21 protein-coding genes are annotated in these 20,971 nt (G+C 40.4%); 4 read left to right on the top strand and 17 right to left on the bottom strand.

Annotated features, from left to right (window positions below; all coding sequences use genetic code 11):
- The first annotated feature begins 12 nt into the window (after positions 1 to 12).
- Entirely contained in the window at positions 13 to 510 is a 498-nt protein-coding gene (locus DLJ48_RS03955) for a GNAT family N-acetyltransferase (RefSeq protein ID WP_128686123.1), read from the top strand.
- Positions 511 to 514: 4 nt separating this feature from the next.
- On the opposite strand, the gene DLJ48_RS03950 is transcribed toward DLJ48_RS03955, so the two are convergent.
- Positions 515 to 1,525, bottom strand: a complete 1,011-nt coding sequence (locus DLJ48_RS03950) for a ribose-phosphate diphosphokinase (protein ID WP_128686122.1) — start codon at positions 1,523 to 1,525, stop codon at positions 515 to 517.
- A 63-nt stretch (positions 1,526 to 1,588) separates the two neighbouring features.
- Here DLJ48_RS03950 and rpiA point away from each other — a divergent pair, with 63 nt between their 5' ends.
- Together rpiA and ade are read left to right on the top strand one after the other, a co-directional pair.
- Positions 1,589 to 2,290 (top strand): ribose-5-phosphate isomerase RpiA, encoded by a 702-nt coding sequence (gene rpiA / locus DLJ48_RS03945; RefSeq protein ID WP_128686120.1) that lies wholly within the window; start codon positions 1,589 to 1,591, stop codon positions 2,288 to 2,290.
- Between the two features lie 55 nt (positions 2,291 to 2,345).
- The gene (ade, locus tag DLJ48_RS03940; protein ID WP_128686118.1) at positions 2,346 to 4,010 is read left to right on the top strand and encodes an adenine deaminase; all 1,665 of its coding nucleotides are present in this window, start codon (positions 2,346 to 2,348) and stop codon (positions 4,008 to 4,010) included.
- Here the strand turns inward: ade and DLJ48_RS03935 are convergent.
- The 15 genes from DLJ48_RS03935 to DLJ48_RS03865 all read right to left on the bottom strand — a co-directional run bounded on the left by DLJ48_RS03935 (position 4,007) and on the right by DLJ48_RS03865 (position 19,286).
- The gene (locus DLJ48_RS03935; protein WP_128686116.1) at positions 4,007 to 5,023 is read right to left on the bottom strand and encodes an aldo/keto reductase; all 1,017 of its coding nucleotides are present in this window, start codon (positions 5,021 to 5,023) and stop codon (positions 4,007 to 4,009) included. The two genes, ade and DLJ48_RS03935, sit on opposite strands and share 4 nt — an antisense overlap.
- A gap of 128 nt (positions 5,024 to 5,151) precedes the next feature.
- Positions 5,152 to 5,817 carry an NAD(P)H-hydrate epimerase gene (locus DLJ48_RS03930; RefSeq protein ID WP_420892152.1) on the bottom strand — a complete coding sequence of 222 codons (666 nt, stop codon included), beginning with the start codon at positions 5,815 to 5,817 and terminating at the stop codon, positions 5,152 to 5,154.
- Complete coding sequence (gene hflX / locus DLJ48_RS03925; RefSeq protein ID WP_128686112.1) at positions 5,817 to 7,127, bottom strand: GTPase HflX; 1,311 nt, start codon at positions 7,125 to 7,127, stop codon at positions 5,817 to 5,819. Before hflX ends, DLJ48_RS03930 begins: the two co-directional genes overlap by 1 nt.
- A gap of 68 nt (positions 7,128 to 7,195) precedes the next feature.
- On the bottom strand, positions 7,196 to 8,104 hold the full coding sequence (gene rihC, locus DLJ48_RS03920; protein ID WP_128686110.1) for a ribonucleoside hydrolase RihC: 909 nt from the start codon (positions 8,102 to 8,104) through the stop codon (positions 7,196 to 7,198).
- 55 nt (positions 8,105 to 8,159) lie between these two features.
- Entirely contained in the window at positions 8,160 to 9,128 is a 969-nt protein-coding gene (locus DLJ48_RS03915; protein ID WP_128686108.1) for a D-ribose ABC transporter substrate-binding protein, read from the bottom strand.
- Between the two features lie 11 nt (positions 9,129 to 9,139).
- Entirely contained in the window at positions 9,140 to 10,099 is a 960-nt protein-coding gene (locus DLJ48_RS03910; RefSeq protein ID WP_128686106.1) for an ABC transporter permease, read from the bottom strand.
- Positions 10,100 to 10,101: 2 nt separating this feature from the next.
- A complete protein-coding gene (locus DLJ48_RS03905) occupies positions 10,102 to 11,580 on the bottom strand; it encodes a sugar ABC transporter ATP-binding protein (RefSeq protein ID WP_128686104.1) in 1,479 nt (492 codons plus the stop codon).
- A 12-nt stretch (positions 11,581 to 11,592) separates the two neighbouring features.
- On the bottom strand, positions 11,593 to 11,991 hold the full coding sequence (rbsD, locus tag DLJ48_RS03900; RefSeq protein WP_128686102.1) for a D-ribose pyranase: 399 nt from the start codon (positions 11,989 to 11,991) through the stop codon (positions 11,593 to 11,595).
- A complete protein-coding gene (gene rbsK / locus DLJ48_RS03895; protein ID WP_128686100.1) occupies positions 11,988 to 12,914 on the bottom strand; it encodes a ribokinase in 927 nt (308 codons plus the stop codon). Before rbsK ends, rbsD begins: the two co-directional genes overlap by 4 nt.
- 119 nt (positions 12,915 to 13,033) lie before the next feature.
- Positions 13,034 to 14,041: a ribose utilization transcriptional repressor RbsR gene (gene rbsR / locus DLJ48_RS03890; protein ID WP_128686090.1), complete on the bottom strand. Its 1,008-nt coding sequence runs from the start codon at positions 14,039 to 14,041 to the stop codon at positions 13,034 to 13,036.
- 53 nt (positions 14,042 to 14,094) lie between these two features.
- Entirely contained in the window at positions 14,095 to 15,657 is a 1,563-nt protein-coding gene (locus tag DLJ48_RS03885) for a bifunctional metallophosphatase/5'-nucleotidase (protein ID WP_128686088.1), read from the bottom strand.
- Positions 15,658 to 15,660: 3 nt separating this feature from the next.
- Positions 15,661 to 16,728, bottom strand: coding sequence for a PhnE/PtxC family ABC transporter permease (locus DLJ48_RS08580; protein WP_243148676.1), 1,068 nt, complete (start codon positions 16,726 to 16,728; stop codon positions 15,661 to 15,663).
- On the bottom strand, positions 16,725 to 17,519 hold the full coding sequence (gene phnE, locus DLJ48_RS03875; RefSeq protein ID WP_128686086.1) for a phosphonate ABC transporter, permease protein PhnE: 795 nt from the start codon (positions 17,517 to 17,519) through the stop codon (positions 16,725 to 16,727). The genes DLJ48_RS08580 and phnE overlap by 4 nt, the downstream gene beginning before the upstream one ends.
- Positions 17,516 to 18,298, bottom strand: a complete 783-nt coding sequence (gene phnC, locus DLJ48_RS03870; protein ID WP_128687078.1) for a phosphonate ABC transporter ATP-binding protein — start codon at positions 18,296 to 18,298, stop codon at positions 17,516 to 17,518. Before phnC ends, phnE begins: the two co-directional genes overlap by 4 nt.
- Positions 18,299 to 18,371: 73 nt before the next feature.
- Complete coding sequence (locus DLJ48_RS03865; RefSeq protein ID WP_128686084.1) at positions 18,372 to 19,286, bottom strand: phosphate/phosphite/phosphonate ABC transporter substrate-binding protein; 915 nt, start codon at positions 19,284 to 19,286, stop codon at positions 18,372 to 18,374.
- 267 nt (positions 19,287 to 19,553) lie between these two features.
- Between DLJ48_RS03865 and DLJ48_RS03860 the strand changes: the two genes are divergently transcribed.
- Entirely contained in the window at positions 19,554 to 20,216 is a 663-nt protein-coding gene (locus tag DLJ48_RS03860; protein WP_128686082.1) for a phosphatase PAP2 family protein, read from the top strand.
- 30 nt (positions 20,217 to 20,246) lie between these two features.
- Here the strand turns inward: DLJ48_RS03860 and DLJ48_RS03855 are convergent, their stop codons facing one another.
- Positions 20,247 to 20,957 carry a peptidoglycan recognition protein family protein gene (locus tag DLJ48_RS03855; RefSeq protein ID WP_128686080.1) on the bottom strand — a complete coding sequence of 237 codons (711 nt, stop codon included), beginning with the start codon at positions 20,955 to 20,957 and terminating at the stop codon, positions 20,247 to 20,249.
- Positions 20,958 to 20,971: the final 14 nt, after the last annotated feature.

The raw sequence follows: 20,971 nt of genomic DNA, 5'->3' as shown, positions 1-20,971 counted from the left end.
TTTGGAGGCTTTATGACAATTAACAGGATTAATGACCCGGCTGACCAAAGCAGCACGGCAACGACCAGCTATAAAAAAATAATTATCGCCAGCCAGTTTGGCGATGGAAAAGTTTTAGATGATACAATGACGATCCGCCGACCAGTTTTCATCATTGAAGAAAAAGTCAGTGAAAAAGATGAAATAGATGGTCGTGACAGCCAATCTCTCCATTATGTTGCTTACAAGCATAATTGGCAGCCCGTTAGTTGCGCTCGTGTTTATTTAGTTGGCAAAGATGGTTGGCATATTGGTCGCGTGGCCACTTTAGCCGCTTTTCGTGGACTAGGATTAGCTAGTCAAGTCCTGCAAACAATTGAAAACAATGCTCGATCACATAATATAAAAAAACTTGAGCTGGAAGCTCAAGTTCATGCAATTTCATTTTACGAAAACTTAGGTTACACAGCTTTCGGAGATATTTTCCTGGATGCCGGCATCGAGCATCGGAAAATGACAAAAAATATTTGAAGGATCAATCCGATTCAAAACCGCGATGATATTTGTTCTGAAACAAAGGACTAACACTGGTATTCTCTTGAACAGCTGTGATCGCACGCGCAAACAAATCATCAGCACTCACAATTTGCAATTTGTCAAAACGTTTGCTTTCCGGAATATCAATCGAATCAGTTACGATCACATGATCAAAGTCAGACTCCTGTAAAAGTTTTGGCGCATCCCCTGATAATAGCGCGTGGCTGGCGACAACGATAATTTTTTTAGCGCCCTTGGCCCGTAAAAGTTTGGCACCTTCAACGATCGTATGACCAGTATCGATCATGTCGTCAATAATGATGGCTGTTTTCCCATCAACGTCACCAATTAAATTCATCACTTCGACTGTATTTTTTTTATCAACTGGGCGGCGCTTATCAATCACAGCATAGGCATCGGGCAGTCCTAAAAATTGATTTAATTCACGAGCCCGGCGCACGCCGCCATGATCAGGTGAAACAACAACAGCATTATCTAGATCAACTAAATGATGCGACAACAAATAGTCAGCTAGAATAGGTGCACCCATTAAATGGTCAACTGGAATATCGAAAAAACCTTGAATTTGAGAAGCATGAAGATCAAAAGCAATGACACGCGTAACACCAGCTTGTTCTAGGTGATCAGCAATCACACGAGCAGCGATCGATTCACGGCTGCGAGCCTTTCGATCTTGTCTAGCGTAACCATAATAAGGCATTACAATATTGATCGCATGAGCTGAAGCACGGCGCAAAGCATCCACAGCAATAAACAATTCCATAATATTGTCATTGACACTAGCATGCGGCGAAGAAGCCGTCGGTGCAATAACAAACACGTTATCTCCTCGAACAGAATTTGTGATGTTTAAACGGATTTCTCCGTCAGCAAAACGATCCAAATTGACGCCAGCTAACGGTTGATGCAGTCTTTTCGCAATTTTTTCGGCAAGTGGTAGATTAGCCGAAAGGGCCACCAAAACCATACGGTGTTCATTTGCAGTCATATAAATATAATCCTTTCTTGTCTAGTATATCAGCGAATGAAACAGATAGATTATAATGAACATATGAATAAAGAACTTCAGGATAGTCTTAAAAGAAAAGCTGCGGTTAAAGCTGCGGATTATGTGGAAAACGGCATGATCGTGGGCCTTGGCAGCGGTTCCACTGTGACAATGCTAGTTGACGAACTAGGCCGTCGCGTTCAAAAAGATGGCTTGCAATTCACGGGTGTCGCTACCTCGATTTCGACAGCACAACAGGCCAAGTCCCTAGGGATTAAAATCGTTGACTTGGACATGGTTGATGCGATTGACCTCACAATTGACGGTGCTGATGAGGTTGACAGTCATTTTAACGGTATTAAAGGCGGCGGCGGTAATCTGCTTTGGGAAAAAATCGTCGCAATCAACTCCAAAAAAATCATTTGGGTCGTTGACCAGTCTAAGGTCGTCGATACGATCGGCGCCTTTCACTTAGCTGTAGACGTTATTCCTTTGGGCAGTCAGCATCTGTTAAAAAAATTCGATGATGCCGGCTTGAAGCCTGTGATTCGAATCGGTAAGGACGACCATCCTTTTAAAACTGATTCCAATAATTTGATCATTGATCTTCATTTGCAAAAAATTGAAGAAGCAAAAAAGCTTGCCGATTATTTAATTAAGACTGTCGGTGTCGTTGAACATGGTTTGTTTTTGAATATGGTCGACACAGTTATCGTTGGCAAAGAAGGTACGCCCCAAGTGCTGACAAATCCAAATCATGGTTAACTTTGTTGACATTTTACGCTCGTGATAACAAACTTATGCCATAATTACTCTCAATATGGGAAAACAAGTTGATTTACACATTTATAACGCCAAGATTTTAGATGTTTTTAACCAAAAGTTCGAAGATACTGATTTATGGATTGATCACAATTCGATTTATTTTCGTGGCCAGTCTCAAGATTTGACCACAAAAAATAATTTTGATGCGCAAGGCAAGTATATTGTCCCTGGACTAATTGATGCCCATTTACATATCGAGTCATCTCTATTAGCGCCTTCAGAACTCGCCAAATTGGAATTAAAACACGGAATTACTCGTATATTTGCCGATCCGCATGAAATTGGGTCAGTTTCGGGTGTTTCCGGGCTTTTTTATATGATTGAAGAAGCCAGAAATACACCTTTGCATATCCATTACATGCTGCCTAGTTCAGTACCGGCAACTAGTTTTGAACATGCGGGTGCCGTTTTACATGCTGACGCTTTAAAAGCTTTTTACGGTTTTCCAGAAATCAATGGCCTCGCTGAAGTCATGGATTTCCCAGCTGTCGAAAAGGGTGATCCAGATATGCTGCAGAAGATTAAAGACGCTCAAAATGCTGGTCATCATGCTGATGGTCATGGATCTGGTTTGAGTCGTCAGCAATTGGCCGTTTATCGAGCAGTCGGAATTGATACCGACCACGAAAGTACATCTGGCACCGAGGCTTTAGAGCGTATTCAAGCTGGCATGAAGGTATTCATTCGCGAAGGAACGGTTGAACGCGACGAAAAGGCGATTCTACCGGTTGTACATAAAAATAATCAGTCTTATTTCTCTTTTTGTACTGATGACAAGTCCGCGATCGATATCGAAAAAGAAGGTTCGATCGACAATAATGTTCGTTTAGCCATCGATGCTGGTATTCCGGCTGAACGTGCTTTTACAATGGCCAGTTACAATGCTGCCATCGCTCAGCATATAGACAATGTCGGTGCTTTGACAGACGGTTTCGTGGCTGACCTCGTCGTCACAAATGATCCCACACACTTCCAAGCTGAAAAAATTATGACTAATGGCCAATGGGTTGCAGATCTCGCTTCTCAGGTATTGACCTTCACAAGCCCTGCCATCAATACAACACTATCCTTATCGGATCTTAAACTACCTTTAAGATCCGATAAAGCACACGTCATCAATATCGAACCGCAGCACATCACGACCAAACATACCGTTGAATCAGTCCAACGCGATGCCGATGGTAATTTTTCGGCTGATGAAAATTATGCCAAAATTGTTGTAGCTGAACGTTATCATGACTTAGGACACGGCTTGGGTATTATACATGGTTTCAATCTCAAAGAAGGTGCCATCGCTTCAACGATCGCACACGATTCACATAATATGATCATCGCCGGAGTTGATGACAAAGCTATGATTATCGCTTATGATCGTTTAAAACGAATGGGCGGCGGTCTAATCCTTGTTGACAAAAATGGTTTCACACGTGAACTACCGCTAGAAATTGCCGGTCTTATGTCAAACAGGCCCTACGATGAAGTAATTAAAAAACAAAAGGCTTTACGTACTGCTTTTGCTAGTATTTCAGAAAATATTACTTTTGATCCTTTTTTAACGCTCTCTTTTATGGCCTTACCAGTTATTCCCAGTCTAAAAATCACCGATCAAGGCCTGTTCGATGTTGATCAGTTTAAATTTATCGATATTAATCCCGCTTAATTGTTTGACCAATCTATCCTAGGCTGTCTCAGCAATATCTGGTCAATTTGTTTCAGTTCATCATCGGAAAAAGCAAGATGATCCAAAGCTTTGACATTATCCACCAGCTGTTCTGGACGGCTAGCACCAATCAAAACACTGGCAACTTCTGGCACTCTTAAATTCCAAGCTAGTGCCATTTGTGCCAAACTTTGATCCCGGCTGACGGCAATTTCGTTCAGTTGACGAACCGTTTGGATCGTTTCTTCAACTTGCTTGCTTTCGAGAAAATGGCTGGATGTGCGGTTCGCTCGGGAATCTTCTGGAATACCATTTAAATATTTGTTCGTTAAAAGGCCTTGCGATAACGGGCTGAATACCGCAGCGGCTTGATGTTCCGTGTGCAGAATCGGGAATAAATCCGTCTCTGCCTCTCGATTGAACATGTTATATCTAGGCTGGTGGATGACAAAAGGCGTTTTCAAATCACGAAATAATTTAATCATGCTTTGCGTTTGCTGACCGCTATAGTTTGAAATACCAATATATAAAGCTTTGCCATTTCTAACAAGCTGGTCTAATGCTAAGGCAGTTTCTTCTAATGGTGTTGCCGGGTCTGGACGATGGGAATAAAAAATGTCAACATAATCCAAGCCCAGTCGCTTTAAACTCTGATCAGCACTAGCGATAATACTTTTGCGTGATCCCCATTCGCCATAAGGACCAGGCCACATCTGATAGCCGGCTTTACTAGCAATAATCATTTCATCTCGATAAGATTTAAAATCTTCGGCCAGAATACGGCCAAAGTTTTCTTCAGCACTGCCGGGAGTCGGACCATAATTATTTGCTAGATCAAAATAAGTGATCCCTAAATCAAAAGCTTCGTGAACAATGGCCTTTTGTTTCTCAAAGGGATCGACACTACCAAAATTGTGCCAGAATCCCAAAGCAAGTGCCGACAATTTTAGGCCGCTATTCCCCACTCGCTTGTAAAGCATTCCGTCATATCGTGCATTAGATGCTTCGTACATACTAATATTCTCGCCTTCGTTTTATTTTGAAAACCCTTCCAACTATAAGCCTAAACTTATCCTATTTGTGAGAATGCTGCATTAATTTAAATGCGACAGCCAACATTGCCACACTACTTTTTGGAAAATTAATCAAGATAGCGCTTTAAGCTGTTAGGGTCATAAACACCAATATCGGAAATTGTGACAAGACCAGCAAATGCTTGGCCTGTTTTCTCAGCTAAACCTAATTTGTTATAAGACATGGTCACTGTTTCTGTGGCTTTTACAGCAATCGCCATCACTTGGCCGTTATCTGCATGAATACCAGTCGGTATATCAACTGCCATGACTGGGATCGCACTTTGGTTGATCTGCTCAACTACTTGAGCAAATTTGCCCTTAATATCACGAGACAGGCCAACACCAAAAATTGCATCCACGATCGTTGAATAATTTTTAAGATCATCAACGCTGGATACGACTGAAAGACCATAGTTTTCAGCAATCGTTAATTGCCTCTGCATCTCAATCGATGCTTTTTGGCGGTCGCCTAGCAACCAAATCGTGGCTGAAATGCCTCTTAGATGAAGCAACCGTGCCACAGCTGCACCATCGCCGCCATTGTTGCCAGTTCCAGCGATAACTAAGACTTTTTTTAAACTAAAATTAGGACTCTCCAATAGTCTTCGATAGACTGCCAATGCCGCGCGTTCCATTAACACAACCGAAGAAATACCCATTTTATTAATGGCAAAATCATCAAAAAGACGTGATTGTTCGGCTGAAATATATGTCATTGTCTCACGACCCATCAATGAATGAACCGCTGATATTCATGAATCTGAGTTTCCGGCAATTCAACTGTAATTTGAGTACCCTGATCTTCATAATCTTGTTTTAAAATCTGATTTTCTTGAATGATTCGATTTAGGATAGCACCTTGATCAAACGGAATCAGCATATCAACTGTTTTTAAGTCAGCAAACAAATGCTTGTCTAATAAGCTGATCAAGGCATCCAGAGACTTATCATCTAAGGCACTGGCGATCAGGTCTTCACCATTTCGTTCTGGGTAAGTCATTCCAGCTTTATCAGCTTTATTGAAAATCGTGATCATCGGAATTTGGTCAGCCGAAATTTCTTTTAAAGTGCTCTTGGTCGTGGCAATCATTTCGTGATAATGCTCATCAGAAACATCAACAACTTGAATTAATAAATCAGCATGTGCTGCTTCGTCTAAGGTGGACTGAAAACTTGCAACTAAATTATGCGGCAGATTAGAAACGAATCCAACTGTGTCCGATAAGAGAAAACGTCGTTTATTTGGCAAGCGAATTGCACGAACAGTTGCATCCAAAGTTGCAAACAGCATGTCCTTCTCAAATACTTTTTTTTCATCAGAATCGCCGGTATTTTCAGCAAATTTTCCAATGATACGATTCATCCAAGACGACTTTCCTGCATTCGTATAGCCAACTAAAGCAACTGTCTTCAATCCAGAATGATCTCGCTGTTTGCGTTGTGTTGAAGAAGCTGCCAGCAAGGTTTTTAATTCCGTTTTAATTTGAATAATTTGTTCTTCGATCGTCCGACGATTTAATTCCAACTTCGTTTCACCAGAGCCACGGCTTGTAAAAGAGCCGCCGCCGGCACCGCCTTGTTGGTCAAGTTCGTTAGCTAAAGAAGTATGCAGTCGTGGCAGCTGATACTGTTTTTGCGCCAAACGAACTTGTAATTTCGCGATTTTAGTCTTAGCTCGGCCGGCAAAAATATCAAGGATCAAGGCCGTGCGGTCAACAACATGCACGCCATTGCCAATCAGTCTTTCTAAGTTCCTGATTTGTGTCGCTGTTAAATCATCGTTCGAAATAACCAATTGTGCCTCTCGGGCCTGAACCAGTTCTTTTAGCTCAGTGACTTTGCCCTTGCCAAAATAAGTGCCAGCACTAGGATGATCAGATTTTTGTGTCAAAACATCGACTACTTGCAAGTCATTAGCTGCCGCTAAGTTTTTGAATTCTTCAATTGTATAAGCGAAGTTACTTGAATTCTGCTGGTTTTCGATTGCAGTTAAAATAACTTTTTGTTGTTCTTTTTTAGTATCAAATAGTTGAGCTGTCAAAAGTTCCTCCTAAAAAATTAATTAGTTTTTAAAACGTACTTTCATGTTCAGCACCCCCATATCCATACTTATCTTAACATCAAAGAAATTTCTGTCTTCAGCCATTGTGCAAAAGCCGGCTGATTGATATCTGTCACAACAGTCACATTAGTCTGTCCTTGATGATAGGCCGCGCGAATATCAGCAACTGTTTCGCCAATTGCCGGCCCATCAGTGATAACATCGACCCATAATCTTTTCGCTTGATAAAAATCCGGATGGCACAGATATCCGATTGTATTGACATCATGCAGGGGCCAGCCATCGACGTGCCGATCATTATAATGGGAAATCAAGCTGGCGATCATGCTGCCGGACTGATTCAAAGCCGAAATATCATCAAGCCATTTTTGATTTACTAAAGCTTTTAACGTGACATCCAATCCAATCATTGTGATCGGAAGTTCTGAAGCTAACAAGATCTTGGCCGCATCAGGATCTGTGAAAACGTTAAATTCAGCAGCACTGGTCATATTGCCTGACGATAAAGTTCCCCCCATCGCAATCACTTTGTCAATCTTAGCAGCATCTTTAGGATATTCGCGATACCACAAAGCGAAGTTTGTATAAGACCCAGTCAAAATCAAAGTAATTTTCTCAGAAGATTGAGTCAAAAGTTCGTGCCATGCTTCAACGGCCGTTTGCACTGACGGCTGGCGTGTCGGTTCGGCGAACTCATATCCTGCCATTCCTGACTCGCCATGAATACGTGCGGCATCTTCAAAGGTCTTGATTAAGGGCCGACTAGCACCCGCTGCGATTGGCACTGTGGCATGAAAAAAATCAGCAATTTTCAGTGCGTTTTTCGTGGTCTTTTCAACTGTCACATTACCAGCAACGGTCGTGATCAGTTGTACATTAAAACAATCGTTATTTAAAATCACAGATAACGCAACTGCATCATCGATTCCTGGATCCGTATCAATAATTACATTCATAACAATTAATTATAAAGAAAAACGGCCTGTGCCGTTTTCAATCAAATATAAATTACTACTTAATTAAATTCTTATATTTATCATTCACCACTAACGCAACTGGCGACTTAGTCCACTTTGCCACTTTTTTGCCTTTGAAGTGTTTAATGACGGTTTGAACCGCCAGTTTCCCCATTTCCTCAGGGTGCTGAGCCACGGTAGCACTCATTTTACCGGATTTTACAGCAGCCAAGCCATCAGCCTCACCATCAATACCAATAATCACAATATTATTGCCATTGACAGCTTGTGCAGTCCCCAAAGCCATTTCATCATTCTGAGCAAATATGCCCTTCAAATCAGTATGTCCTTGAATAATGTTTTCCGCCACTGATAATCCTTGAGAACGGTCAAAATTGGCGGTCTGCTTAGCCACGATATTCAGTTTCCCTTTAGAAGCTTCTTCGAAACCTTTACCGCGATCACGGGCAGCCGAAGCACCAGGCGTCCCCTGCAATTCAGCAACTTTTGCGTTTTGTCCAACTGCTTTAAACATAAAATCAGCTGCCATTTTCCCAGCTAGTACCGAGTCAGATGACACAAGCGACAAGACTTTGCCGCCAGTAGAAGAACGATCGATCGTGATCACAGGAATTCCTGCCTGATTAGCCTCTTTCACCTCAGGCGTTACAGCATCAGAATCAACTGGATTAATAATTAAAACATCTACTTGTTGTTGAATCAAATCTTCGATATCGTTCGATTGTTTAGAAGTGTCATTTTTACCATCATCAATAATTAATCCTTTAACACCTTGATTTTTGGCTTCAACCTTGATGCCATCAGCAACCGAGATAAAGAAGGGATTATTCATCGTTGAAAGTGAAACACCGATTTTTATATCTTTTGCATTGATTTTTTTATTTTGATCGGCCGCTACCCATGGATTGCGCAAGGTCAGCAAGGGTTTACCAGATATAAATAAAGACAGCAAGATGACAATAACTAATCCAAGTGAAATAATTGAACTTTTTTTCTTTAACATAATTCCCCCTTTTAAGCCTTGGTCTTCTTGCGGTCAAGCAAAACAGCAATTAAGATGACAATGCCTTTAACAATTTGCTGATAAAAACTTGAAATACCAAGTAAATTCATGCCGTTGTTTAAAACACCAATGATCAAAGCACCAACAAAGGTACCAACGATTCGGCCTTTACCACCAGCTAGGCTAGTGCCGCCTAAAACAACTGAAGCGATCGCATCCATCTCATATCCGGTGCCGGCATCCGGCTGAGCAGATGATAAACGCGAAGTTAGGATCATTCCTGCCAAAGCAGCGGCAGCGCCAGAAATTGTATAAATCCAAATTAAAACCTTGTCAGTCTTAATCCCTGAAACAAAAGCTGCTTTCGCATTACCGCCAATGGCATATGTTTTACGACCAAAGCTCATACGATGAAGCAGTATATACAAAACAACAAAGGCAGCAAACATGATCAAGACTGGAACCGGAATGCCTAGAACATATCCGCGGCCAAGAACCTGAAAAGAATAATTATTTGTGATTTTAGCGCCGGTAATAGGCGATCCATTCGTGAACACATAAGTTGCACCGCGGAAAATGGTCATTGTCGCTAAAGTCACAATGAAGGGTGCCGCTCCACCCTTCGTAATGATTAAACCGTTAATAGCACCAGAAACACCGCCTAATAAGATGCCAGCTATCACAGCAATAATGGTTGGTACGCCGCCTACGATCAGCTGTGCAGTAATTGCAGTCGAAAAAGCTAGAATTGATCCAACTGATAAATCAATGCCACCAGTCAAAATGACGAAAGTCATTGCAAAGGCAATAATTGCATTAATCGAGACTTGGCGTAGCAGATTAAAAATATTGTTAATGTTCAAAAAACCTGGGTTCAAGATCGTTACGATCAAAACCAACACGATCAAAGCACCCCAAGGCCCTAATTTTGATATGAAAGACTTAACAGAAGTTTTTGATGTCGTTTCCATTTTTATTTCCCTCCAGTAGCAAGTGCCATTACTTGTTCTTGCGTCGCAGTTTTACCATTAATTTCACCAGTTAAACGGCCTTCATACATCACTGCAATTCGATCTGACATTGCAATCACTTCAGGCAGATCCGATGAAATCATAATGATAGCGACGTCTCGATCGGTCAGTTCATTCATTAAATCGTAAATTTCTCTTTTAGCACCGACGTCGACTCCACGAGTCGGTTCATCTAAAATCAAGACGTTACTGCCCGCACCAACCCATTTAGCTAAGACCAATTTTTGTTGATTTCCGCCTGACAAACTTGAAGCTAGATCATGCTCGCTCATTGACTTAACCGTTAAACGTTTTATCAATGCTTGCGAAAATTCATCGATAGCAGTTTCGTCAATCAAACCTTTTTTATTAAAACCATCCACAGTCGGCAGCAAAATATTTTCTTTGAGATCAAAATCCAAAATTAGACCTTCGTCTTTACGATCCTCTGTAACAAAACCAATGTTATTTTTGATCGCCTCGGCTGGACTTGTTATTCTAATTTTCTTGCCATGCACATAAACATCGCCAGACTCAAGCTTGTCAACTCCGAAAATCGCGCGCATCGTTTCGGTTCGACCGGCACCCATTAAGCCGGAAAAACCTAAAATCTCACCTTCTCGAACTTCGAAACTCACATCAGAGAAGTGTCCACCGTGAGCATGTGCCACCTTTAAGGCTACTGGACCGAATTTTGGATGGCGTGATGGATAAAAATCACCAATATCACGACCAACCATATCCTTAACTAATTGTCCAACATTTGTTGCAGCTGTTTGATAAGCAGAGACTGTCACACCGTCACGCATGACTGTGACTGCATCAGCAATTTGAAAAATTTCTTCCATACGATGTGAAATATAGATAAAAGAGACACCTTTGGCTTTTAGTCTACGGATATTGTCAAACAAAGCACTGATTTCTGATTGAGTCAAAGCGGCTGTCGGTTCATCCATGATAATCACTTTTGCATCCGTCATAAGAGATTTGGCAATTTCAATAACTTGCTGTTTACCAACCGACAAATCGCCGATATCAACTCCGAGCTCAGCATCTGAACCCATTTCATCTAGATATCTTTTGGCAATTTTTGCCATTTCGTTTTCATCAAGTAAACCAAATTTTCCTTTGATCTCACGATTGATAAACATATTTTGCAACACAGTCATTTGACCATAATTATTCATTTCTTGATGAATAAAAGAAATTCCAGCTTGTTCGGCAGCCATCGCATCTGAATAAAGGGTCGCCTTATCATTGACTAAAATTTCACCCTTCTCTGCCTTTAATAGGCCCGTCAGTATGTTCATTAAAGTAGATTTGCCAGCGCCATTTTCTCCGACCAGCGCATGAACTTCTCCGGGTCGGACTGTTAAATTAACACCTTTTAAAACTGAGTTCTGGCCAAAAGCCTTCCAAATATTTTTAAGCTCAATTTTCATATTTCCTCTTTTCTAGAAGACAACTCCCGATTCCAAAATCACGTTGGCATATGGATGTTCCTCACCAGTTCGAACAAAAGCTCGGGCTTGATGCAAATCAGCCTTCATTTGCTCATGAGGAATATAAATGATAGTGACCTGGCTGCCCAGTGTAGCTAGTAATTTTTTTAATCCCTCAGGATTTGCTGTCTTCATTTCACTAGCGATGAAAGCTCGTTGGACTTGCAATTCTTGCAAAACAGTTTCGACAACATCATTAAATCTCGGCAAGTTTTTCGTAACGGCTAAATCTATTTTTTTTGTTGTATTGGGAACTGGCATCCCAGCATCACCGATCCCCAAAGTATCGAAATGCCCCATATCTGCAATCACGGCTGATATTTGCGAGTTTAATAAGATACCTTTTTTCATTGCATCGCCGCCTGAACTTCCTCAAAATTAGGAATCGAAGGCAATGCGCCGGCCTTTTGAACCGCTAATGATGAACTGCGGCTGGCCCAAGTCAATGCCTGGACTAAATTACTAAAATCGCCATTCAGATTGGCAGCAAATGAGCCGATATAAGTGTCCCCGGCAGCTGTCGTATCAATCGCTTTAACTTTGAAGCTTGGAATCATACCTGATTGATCAGCAAGTTTATAAAACGAGCCATGTTCCCCTAGTGTGATCAATGTATTTTTCACACCAAGTTTTTCAAAAGCTGCAGCAGCCTGATTCAAAGACGCTTGATTAAATTCAACACTGCGACCGATTAGTGCTGCTGCTTCGGTCTCATTAGGCGTCACAAAATCAGACAGAGCTAATAATTCAGGTCCAATTTTTTGTGCCGGTGCTGGATTTAAAATAGTCATCACATGATGTTGCTTAGCAATTTCAAATGCTGTCATTGTCGCATCAATAGGTGTTTCAAATTGAGCAATAATCAAGTCGGCCCTGGCAATTAGTTCTGAAGCTGCCAAAACATCTTCGGAACTGACCTGCATATTGGCACCACCATAAACTAAAATCGTGTTATTGCCATCAGCCTCCAGCATGATATAAGCGGCACCAGTCGGGACATTTTTAGTCACGATATGCGATACGTCAATGCCATTGTCAACTAAGGTCTGTGTCATAAACCGACCATTAGCATCATCGCCAACTGCACCGATAAAACTTACTTGTGCACCTTGTCGAGCTGCAGCCACAGCCTGATTAGCACCCTTGCCGCCAGGTGCGCTGGTTAAATCTTGAATGTGAATTGTTTCCCCTTGCTTAGGTAATTTATCCAAATGCTGAATCGTATCAACATTTAAAGATCCGAGGACAACGATTTTCTTCCCTTGTTTTTTGATAATTCCCTCCCACCAAGTAAAAATACAACCAACTTGTTTGTTTTTTATCAGTAAAACGATTTACCAACAATGATAATTATATCAAATTTATGAGGAAGCGCTTACAAAAAAATCAAATCTTACCGTTTTTTGCATGAATCACGGATAATCAATTCCACATCGACCGTTCTAATTTGTTCTTTAATCTTTGGATTTATCATGCGGTTCTTTAGCATTTCTAACGCGTACTTGGCTAATAGCGGAATTGGCTGCCTAATAGTTGTGAGCTTTGGATTCATAAATTCAGCGTAATCGGTATCGTCATATCCAATTAAGGAAAAATCATCCGGGACTTTGAAACCATAGTCATTGAGTCCGCCTAGTACACCAATAGCAAGTTCATCGCTTAATGTAAAAATTGCTGTTGGTCTAAATGCAATAATGGCAGCTGCTGTTTTCTGACCACCATGTTTTGTGAACTGGGTTTTAATAATTTGAATGTTTTCTTTTTTTATACCTGAATCGCGGCAAGTTTCTAAAAAACCGTTCAAACGAACCGTCAAATTATAAGTAGTTGCTTCCGAATTAGCCGCGACGATACTAATTTTTTCGTGTCCCAAAGAACACAAATACTGGGCAGCCAGCTGTCCGCCATGGAAATCATCCGCCGCAATAAAATCAGAATCCTTGGTATTATTTTGGTCTAAAACGATATATGGAATTAAATTTTCTTTCAATAAGGCATTAACTTCTGGATAACCATCAACTGCAACAGCGACAATGAGACCGTCAATTCCTTGAGACAGCAAACCTTCGATCGCAGAATAAAGTTGGCCCCTGTCGCCATCCAATCCAATCATCATCACGTGTGTTTTTGGATCAGAATAGTTTTCGATTGATTGTAAAAATTCGCTAAAAAAAGGATTCGAAATGGCTGGTACCAAAACACCAATCGTCACATCTGTTTTATTGCTCAGATTTCTAGCTGCAAGACTTGGCACATAATGCAATTCATCACGGGCAGCAAACACCTTTTTAATATTGCCTTCGGAAAAACGCGCGCCTTTACCGTTCAAAATCTGGCTAACAGCAGTGATCGATAAGCCTACCTTGTGGGCAACTTCTTTAATCGTTATTTTCTTGCTCATGAAATAAGTATAGAATTAAAAGCCTTTCTATGTGTAAGCGCTTTATAAATAAATTATTTAGTGATAATTGTCAAATTATTTGGCAAAAAAGACTGAATCGGTGAATTATTGCTAACGTAAGTAGTTAATAAATCAACCATATCGACGGTTGAGCTTTGAACTATTTTAGTGACCGAATAGCTGCTATAGCCACCAACTCCCGAACTGCGATAATTAGACAAAGCGATCCTATAAATCTGATCTTTTTTAATCGCTTGACCATGATAACTGACATCCTTGACTCGCGATCCAATTGGCTGTCTCAAATCGAAAGTATAATCAATACCAGAAAAATAGTCGTAATTGTAATGCTTGATAATTGGTTTGCCAAATCGATCCGACACAGAGATACTGCCATCTTTATTTAAAACAAAGTATTCAGCCGCTCGTTCAAGAGCGTTCAATAGATCCTGACCAGTAATCTCCTCCGCTACAGCTGTATTTGGAAATAAGTAGTTGGTCGCAATATCCCGTCTCGTAGTCTCATGAGGCAGACCAAGCACAGCATTTGAAAATAAAGCATTAGCTGAAATATCTGCATTGACAGCCTCAGCCTGAACCTTATTAACTAATGACAAATAAGGATGGCCGTGCAAACGAGCATTAAAATGGTCATGAATCAACATATCAGGATCGATCTCACCAATTTTTTCATCTAAAAAACGATCGAGTTCCGGTTGAACAATTGACAAACTCTCCATGATTCTCGAATCAGCTGGGAACTTCGCAGTAAGTAATAGTTTGGCATCCCGATGAATAATGTTTTTAGAATCGGGATCAAAATCTAGTCTGATTGCACCAACGGCAGCCGCCTGATAACCAGGCTGGGTGATCGGTATCGAACCAAATGGCGTTTTAACAAGTTGGGCTAATTCCCGGTGTTGATGACCGGTAATTAAAGCATCAATACCCGAAACTTTTTGCAACAGTTCATAGCCGCGATTTTCACCCGTTATTTTTTCTGTTGCCTGGCCAGTATCTAAATCACACTCAAAACCAGCATGATAGGCCACAACGATCACATCAGCGCCGGCTTTTTTCATGATCGGCACATATTTTTCGGCCGTCTGCACAGGATTTTCAAAAGTTAGACCCATTAAATGGCTGGCTGATTCCCAATGTGGAATATATTCAGTCGTCAGACCAAGAATACCAATTTTAACTGCGCCAAAATCAAAAATTTTGTAAGGATCAGCATAGAAATGCGCTTTTCGATCAAAAACATTTGCATCCAGCACGCCAGCATTTTTTGGAATAGCACTTTGTGTATATTCTTTGCCGTAATTGAATTCATGATTCCCTAAAACACGTGCGTCATAGCCGACTATTTTAGCTAGTTTTTCATACAAACCAACATAATCAGTTCTTTTTTGCGCAATATAATTAGTTAATGGCGATCCTTGAATAAAATCACCGTTTTCAATTGTCAAGACAATATCATCGGCATGATCAGCACGAAATTGATCAATTAACGTTTTGGCTCTTGCTAAGCCAAAGGACGTAGATTGTTGATCCACAAAATTGCTTGGTGCAATATAACCGTGGACATCCGAAGTAGACAATAAATAAATTTTCATTTATCAAATAATCCGCTTTCTTAATTGTCCCGAAATAAAGTCAATCAGTGTAACCATGATCACAACGCCAATTAAAATAATACCTGCCCGCGGCCAATCACGCACCTGTGTACTCAAAATAAGATCTTGCCCAATACCTCCGGCACCAACCATGCCCAAAATTGAAGCCGATCGAACAGAAATCTCAAAACGGTACAAAGTATTGCTTAAGAAATTGGGCATCGCATTTGGCAGCGTCGCATAAACAAGTGTGTCTAATTGAGTGCCCCCAGCAGCAATAATCGCTTCATTAGGTCCCCGGTCAAGATTTTCAATTGCCTCGCCGTTAAGTTTGCCCAACATGCCAACTGAATGAACGGACAAAGCTAAAACACCTGCAAACGATCCAGGACCTACAGCTTTAATAAACATGAGTGCTAACACGATCTCAGGAAAGACACGAATCAAAGTTAAAACAAATTTGCCATTCGTAGATTTCGAATGAAAAATCGTGTGTCGTGTCAGCTGTTTCACCAAAGCATTCACGAGAATTAATAGTGCTTCAAAAGACCAAAGAATCAGTGCGAAAATAAAAAGATTTTTTGGAAACGCTGTGAAATCGAAGATAAGACGAAATCCCCAAATTAGCAAAACAACAGTAAAAATGCCCAAAGCAAGATAAGCGATCGTCTTAAACTGCTGCAGCCAAGATGTTTTGTCGCGGCCTTCTGTACGAGCTGACCAAAAGGCGACCGGAATAGCTAAAAAAGCCGAGACAAAAGTTCCCAGAAAAGCGATCGCAACTGTTTGGAGCAATTTAGCAACCAAGTCTTCACCATCAGCATCAGTAAAATTTGATGAAATGCCCATGTGAAAATTCGCGTTCAACCAGCGGTCCAGCGGTGCTGATACAAATTGCCAATCTGGATGTAGCAAGCCATGCCAGACAGAGGCCGTTATCTGACCAGCCATTTCCTGGATACCGTTAAATTTGATGCCAGCAAAAGCCCAAACGTAAATTGCAATAATGACCAATGCAATAACATAGGGCCGAATTCGTTGAGTGAAACTTTTTTTAGGAACGTTGATCATGCCAGTTTCTCCCGCAAATAATTATTCATAAACTCAATTCCCACAACGACAATCAAAATCACAAAAATAATAACAGCTGTTTCATCGTAACGAAATTGATTGATCGTAACTTGCAGAAGTTGGCCAATTCCACCCGCACCAACATAACCAATGACAGTTGAAGCACGGACATTAACCTCGAAAGTATATAAAAAGTTCGACAAAAAAGTATTCATAATTTGTGGTACTACGGCAAAGACAATGATCTGAAGTTTGTTAGCACCAACCGCTTCCAAAGCCTCCAAAGGCCCTTTATCAATTGTCTCGATCGCTTCAAACATTAGCTTTGCCATTTGTCCAAATGTAAAAATCAGCAAAGTCACAACACCAGCCAAGGGTCCAAAACCTAAAATTGCGGTAAAAACTGCAGCTAATAACAAATCTGGTAAAGTTCGCACCAGATTACAAATAATACGCACCACACCCCGAATCCAAGCAACGGTAACAATGTTACTGGCTGACAATAAAGCAAAAGGTATCGCAATAATTGTCCCTAATAAGGTCCCAACTAGAGCCATGCGAATCGTATCCAATAAAGGACTCACCACATAAGACCAATAAGACCAAGCCGGGTGAAACATTTTTTGCCAGAGAACTGCAAACTGTCCTAAAGAATCATGATTAAAAAACTCGCTTAATACTGTTCCCGTTGTCAATGAAGAAATCATTAATAAAAAAATGATCAACAAAAAATAAACAATTTCCTTGATATGGAAACGTTCAACGACAGTTCTTTTTGGCAGTGAGATCATTTGTTACCGCCTTTAATTTTTATCTGGCCTGTTCGACCATAAATTTCATCAAAATCAGTTTCCGAAACTTGTTCAACTGCTTTATCAAAAACTAATTCGCCAGCCCGTAAGCCAATGATGCGAGAACCATATTTTAATGCTAGTCCTTCATTATGAAGGTTCGCTACAACCGTAATTCCCAAATCTTTGTTCAATGATTTCAAGTCATCCATGACCAAAGTGGAGGTAGCTGGATCCAAACTGGCGGTTGGCTCATCAGCCAACATGATTTTCGGTTCCTGCATCAAAGCTCTGGCGATTGCAACACGTTGTTGTTGGCCGCCAGACAGTGCATCAGCCCGATCATAAAATTTTTCCGCCAAATTAACTCGTTGCAAAGACTTTACCGCTAAATCAACGTCGCTTTTTTTAAAAAGACCTAAAGTCGATTTAAAAGAACCATAATAACCAACTCGACCAGAAAGGACATTTCGGCGTACTGATGCTCGTTTAACTAAATTAAAATTCTGAAAAATCATAGCCACATCACGGCGCATTCTCCGTAGTTTTTTGCCAGTGGCTTTCTGAATGGATTGACCATCAATCAAAATATCACCCGAACTAACATCATGTAGTCTATTTATCGAACGCAAAAGTGTCGATTTCCCCGCACCGGATAAACCAACAATCACAATAAATTCACCTTTTTTAACATTTAAATTAATATCCTTCAAACCAACGACTCCGTTGTCGTAGATTTTATTGACATTCTTGATTTCAATCAAATTAGTATCAGTCATCATTCTTCTTTATTCTATTTAGTCAGTATGTACGAAAAAAATTGAGCTAAAAACACTCAATTTTCAACAAATGCTATTTCCCTACAACAGCCTTATCAGCTGTGCGAACAATTTTAAAGTTGGCATCTTTTGATTTAGAAAAACCAGCAATATCATAGAGGTTTTCAACTAATTTTTCACCCTTTTTCGTCTTAGCGATCTTGATAAAGGCTGTTTGGATTTTAGTATCCAGCTTCTTGGAAAGTGTCTTTCTAGCGGTGACTGTATCGTTAGGAATCTTCATCGTTTCAGCGAGAATTTTTGTGTCCTTAAAGACATTCGGCACATCTGCTTTAACTAGGTTACGTGCGTCCTGGAAAATAAAAGCAGCATCAGCCTGTTTATTCTCAACTGCCAAAACACCTTGGTCGTGCCCTTTAACGGTCACAAGATTGGAATTCTTAACAACGTTGATACCTTTTTTTTGCAAATAATAAATCGGAAAAATATATCCCGAAGAACTAGTAACATCTTGCACGGCAATATTCTTGCCCTTTAAGTCCTTAACCGACTTAACTTTGGAATCCTTGCGCACAATAATCAAAGCGCGATACCAATTAACCATTTTCTTCTGAAGGCTGCCGTCATTATTAACACCATTACGGACAGTCTGCAAAAGTACCTTGGCACCATATTGCTTATGCGCTTGAACGTATCCATCAGGTGGCAAAAAGCCAACATCGATCTTGCCAGATCCAAGTGCTTCAACAATTGAATTATAATCAGTTGAAACAGTGACAACTACCTTTTGTCCTAATTGCTTCGAGAGCATTTTCCCTAAAGGTTTTGCACGAGCTTCCATAGTCGTGGCGTTACTCGATGGTACAAATCCCACACGAATCGTTTTTGGATTTGCCGGTTGAGCAGCATTAGCAGCAATTGGAGCTGTTGTTGCCACGACACTTGAAATAATCGCAAACACTGCAGCAGAATGCGCGAATTTTTTCATAAACAGATTGACCCTCTTCCAAATTTTTGCCACCCTAGTTGGCTAAGAAAATACTACCATAATTATGATATCGTACGTTTGTGATTTTATTTTTTTACCACAAAATACGTGATTATGCCATATAATATTGTTGATCGTTCGTAATAACCGAACATTAAAGCATAATTCCGCGAAAAATTATTTATAATCAAGTTAAAAGTAATAAAAGTATGAAATTTCTTTTTTCCGTTATAATGGAACTAATTAAGGTTTTATTAAGAGGTCAAGATGATTGTTAGAATGCCAAAATATTTAAAAAAGACAGGGCTGATTGCAGCCGGCATTTTTCTGCTACTGCTGATTTTGGTTGGCATTAAATTTGGAATTACCATTTCCATCGATAAATGGCTGACAAGTTTGCTAGGGGATGACAGCTTTTCTTTTGGAGATGCCTTCATGACAATTATTTCCGCACTTGGATCACCTTTGGCTACTTTTATATATGCCGTCGTTATTGCTGGACTTCTTTATTTTTCCAATTTGAGAATTCCAGCTATTTGGGTCTTGGCAACTTATATAACCGGTCTAGCGGCTGGACAAATATTCAAAGTAGCTGTTGGTCGGGCTCGACCATTGGGACATTTGGCTTCGGGTTATGCTTTTCCTTCGAATCATACTTTAACAACTTTTATTATCATTACGATTATTTTTGTGTTGATTTTGCCAAATCTTTCCTCGCCTAGCCTACAGCTATGGTTCGGTTGGGGTACCTTGACCTTTGGACTGCTTTTGCTGGAAGCAGTCATGTATTTACAGGATCATTATTTAAGTGATGTGATTGCGGGAGCTGCCTTTGGCATCGCTTGGGTCACGCTTTGGGTCTGGCTTTATGAAAAATATGCTAAACTGCTGCATGATAAAATTGCCGCTTTACAGTACGACGCCATCTAAAAAAGTGTTTCTAACTAAAGAAACACTTTTTTATTTTTTAACAACGCCCAGCATTAAGGTCTTGTTTTTAATTTGATTTACGAGCCAAATAAAATCATTGATCGTATAATCTCCGGCAAACCAGTTCTTCGACGAATTATGCCAATAATTAATCGGGTCACTATGATTAGTTCCGCCTAAGTACTTACTAACATCAGCATGTGTCCAAACGCTTTTGCGATTAATAGCGTTGCCTAAACGATATTTACTTAACTGGTCAGCAACAAACTTGGCACTGTGCAATTGTTCACGCGCAAACTCATCTTTCGAATGCACTTCAAGCTGTTCAATTTGAATAAAACGCGTGTTGGCAACTGCACCAGCGCCCCAACATTGATAATCCGTATCAGCAACACCAATTAATTTATGGCCATCAACAAAATCATGAACAAAAGCGGTCCGCCAATGCTGATACATATACGATATTTCATTCTCAATTGTTGATTTTGGATTAGCAGTCTCATGAATTACAATGCCTTCCGGTCTTGCTTTGCCAAAACGATACTTGTTCTGCGGCAGCATCGTTGATTTATGCAGCCGATCCTGTTCACTAGTTGGCTGCCAAGACTTATTTTTAATACCATCTTGAATATATTTGACGACCGCATTATTTGAAACATCCGCTTGTGCCCGAATACTAACAACAGATGCATAAGCAACTGCACTAATTCCTGCGCAGAATAAAAATTTCATCCCTTTCATAAAATCCTCCTAAT

This window comes from Oenococcus sicerae, assembly GCF_004102045.2.
In the GTDB taxonomy this organism is placed as follows: domain Bacteria; phylum Bacillota; class Bacilli; order Lactobacillales; family Lactobacillaceae; genus Oenococcus; species Oenococcus sicerae.
The sequence above is the reverse complement of the archived record's forward strand: the minus strand, read 5'-3'. Positions and strand labels throughout refer to the sequence as shown.

Coding starts and splice junctions, on each gene's coding strand:
- DLJ48_RS03915 (WP_128686108.1), bottom strand. CDS start 9,128: ATGTTAAAGAAAAAAAGTTCAATTATTTCACTTGGATTAGTTATTGTC.
- DLJ48_RS03865 (WP_128686084.1), bottom strand. CDS start 19,286: ATGAAAAAATTCGCGCATTCTGCTGCAGTGTTTGCGATTATTTCAAGT.
- DLJ48_RS03955 (WP_128686123.1), top strand. CDS start 13: ATGACAATTAACAGGATTAATGACCCGGCTGACCAAAGCAGCACGGCA.
- rihC (WP_128686110.1), bottom strand. CDS start 8,104: ATGAATGTAATTATTGATACGGATCCAGGAATCGATGATGCAGTTGCG.
- DLJ48_RS03855 (WP_128686080.1), bottom strand. CDS start 20,957: ATGAAAGGGATGAAATTTTTATTCTGCGCAGGAATTAGTGCAGTTGCT.
- rbsR (WP_128686090.1), bottom strand. CDS start 14,041: ATGAGCAAGAAAATAACGATTAAAGAAGTTGCCCACAAGGTAGGCTTA.
- DLJ48_RS08580 (WP_243148676.1), bottom strand. CDS start 16,728: ATGATCAACGTTCCTAAAAAAAGTTTCACTCAACGAATTCGGCCCTAT.
- DLJ48_RS03930 (WP_420892152.1), bottom strand. CDS start 5,817: ATGGGTCGTGAGACAATGACATATATTTCAGCCGAACAATCACGTCTT.
- DLJ48_RS03935 (WP_128686116.1), bottom strand. CDS start 5,023: ATGTACGAAGCATCTAATGCACGATATGACGGAATGCTTTACAAGCGA.
- DLJ48_RS03950 (WP_128686122.1), bottom strand. CDS start 1,525: ATGACTGCAAATGAACACCGTATGGTTTTGGTGGCCCTTTCGGCTAAT.
- DLJ48_RS03860 (WP_128686082.1), top strand. CDS start 19,554: ATGATTGTTAGAATGCCAAAATATTTAAAAAAGACAGGGCTGATTGCA.
- phnC (WP_128687078.1), bottom strand. CDS start 18,298: ATGACTGATACTAATTTGATTGAAATCAAGAATGTCAATAAAATCTAC.
- rbsD (WP_128686102.1), bottom strand. CDS start 11,991: ATGAAAAAAGGTATCTTATTAAACTCGCAAATATCAGCCGTGATTGCA.
- DLJ48_RS03910 (WP_128686106.1), bottom strand. CDS start 10,099: ATGGAAACGACATCAAAAACTTCTGTTAAGTCTTTCATATCAAAATTA.
- DLJ48_RS03885 (WP_128686088.1), bottom strand. CDS start 15,657: ATGAAAATTTATTTATTGTCTACTTCGGATGTCCACGGTTATATTGCA.
- phnE (WP_128686086.1), bottom strand. CDS start 17,519: ATGATCTCACTGCCAAAAAGAACTGTCGTTGAACGTTTCCATATCAAG.
- ade (WP_128686118.1), top strand. CDS start 2,346: ATGGGAAAACAAGTTGATTTACACATTTATAACGCCAAGATTTTAGAT.
- DLJ48_RS03905 (WP_128686104.1), bottom strand. CDS start 11,580: ATGAAAATTGAGCTTAAAAATATTTGGAAGGCTTTTGGCCAGAACTCA.
- rpiA (WP_128686120.1), top strand. CDS start 1,589: ATGAATAAAGAACTTCAGGATAGTCTTAAAAGAAAAGCTGCGGTTAAA.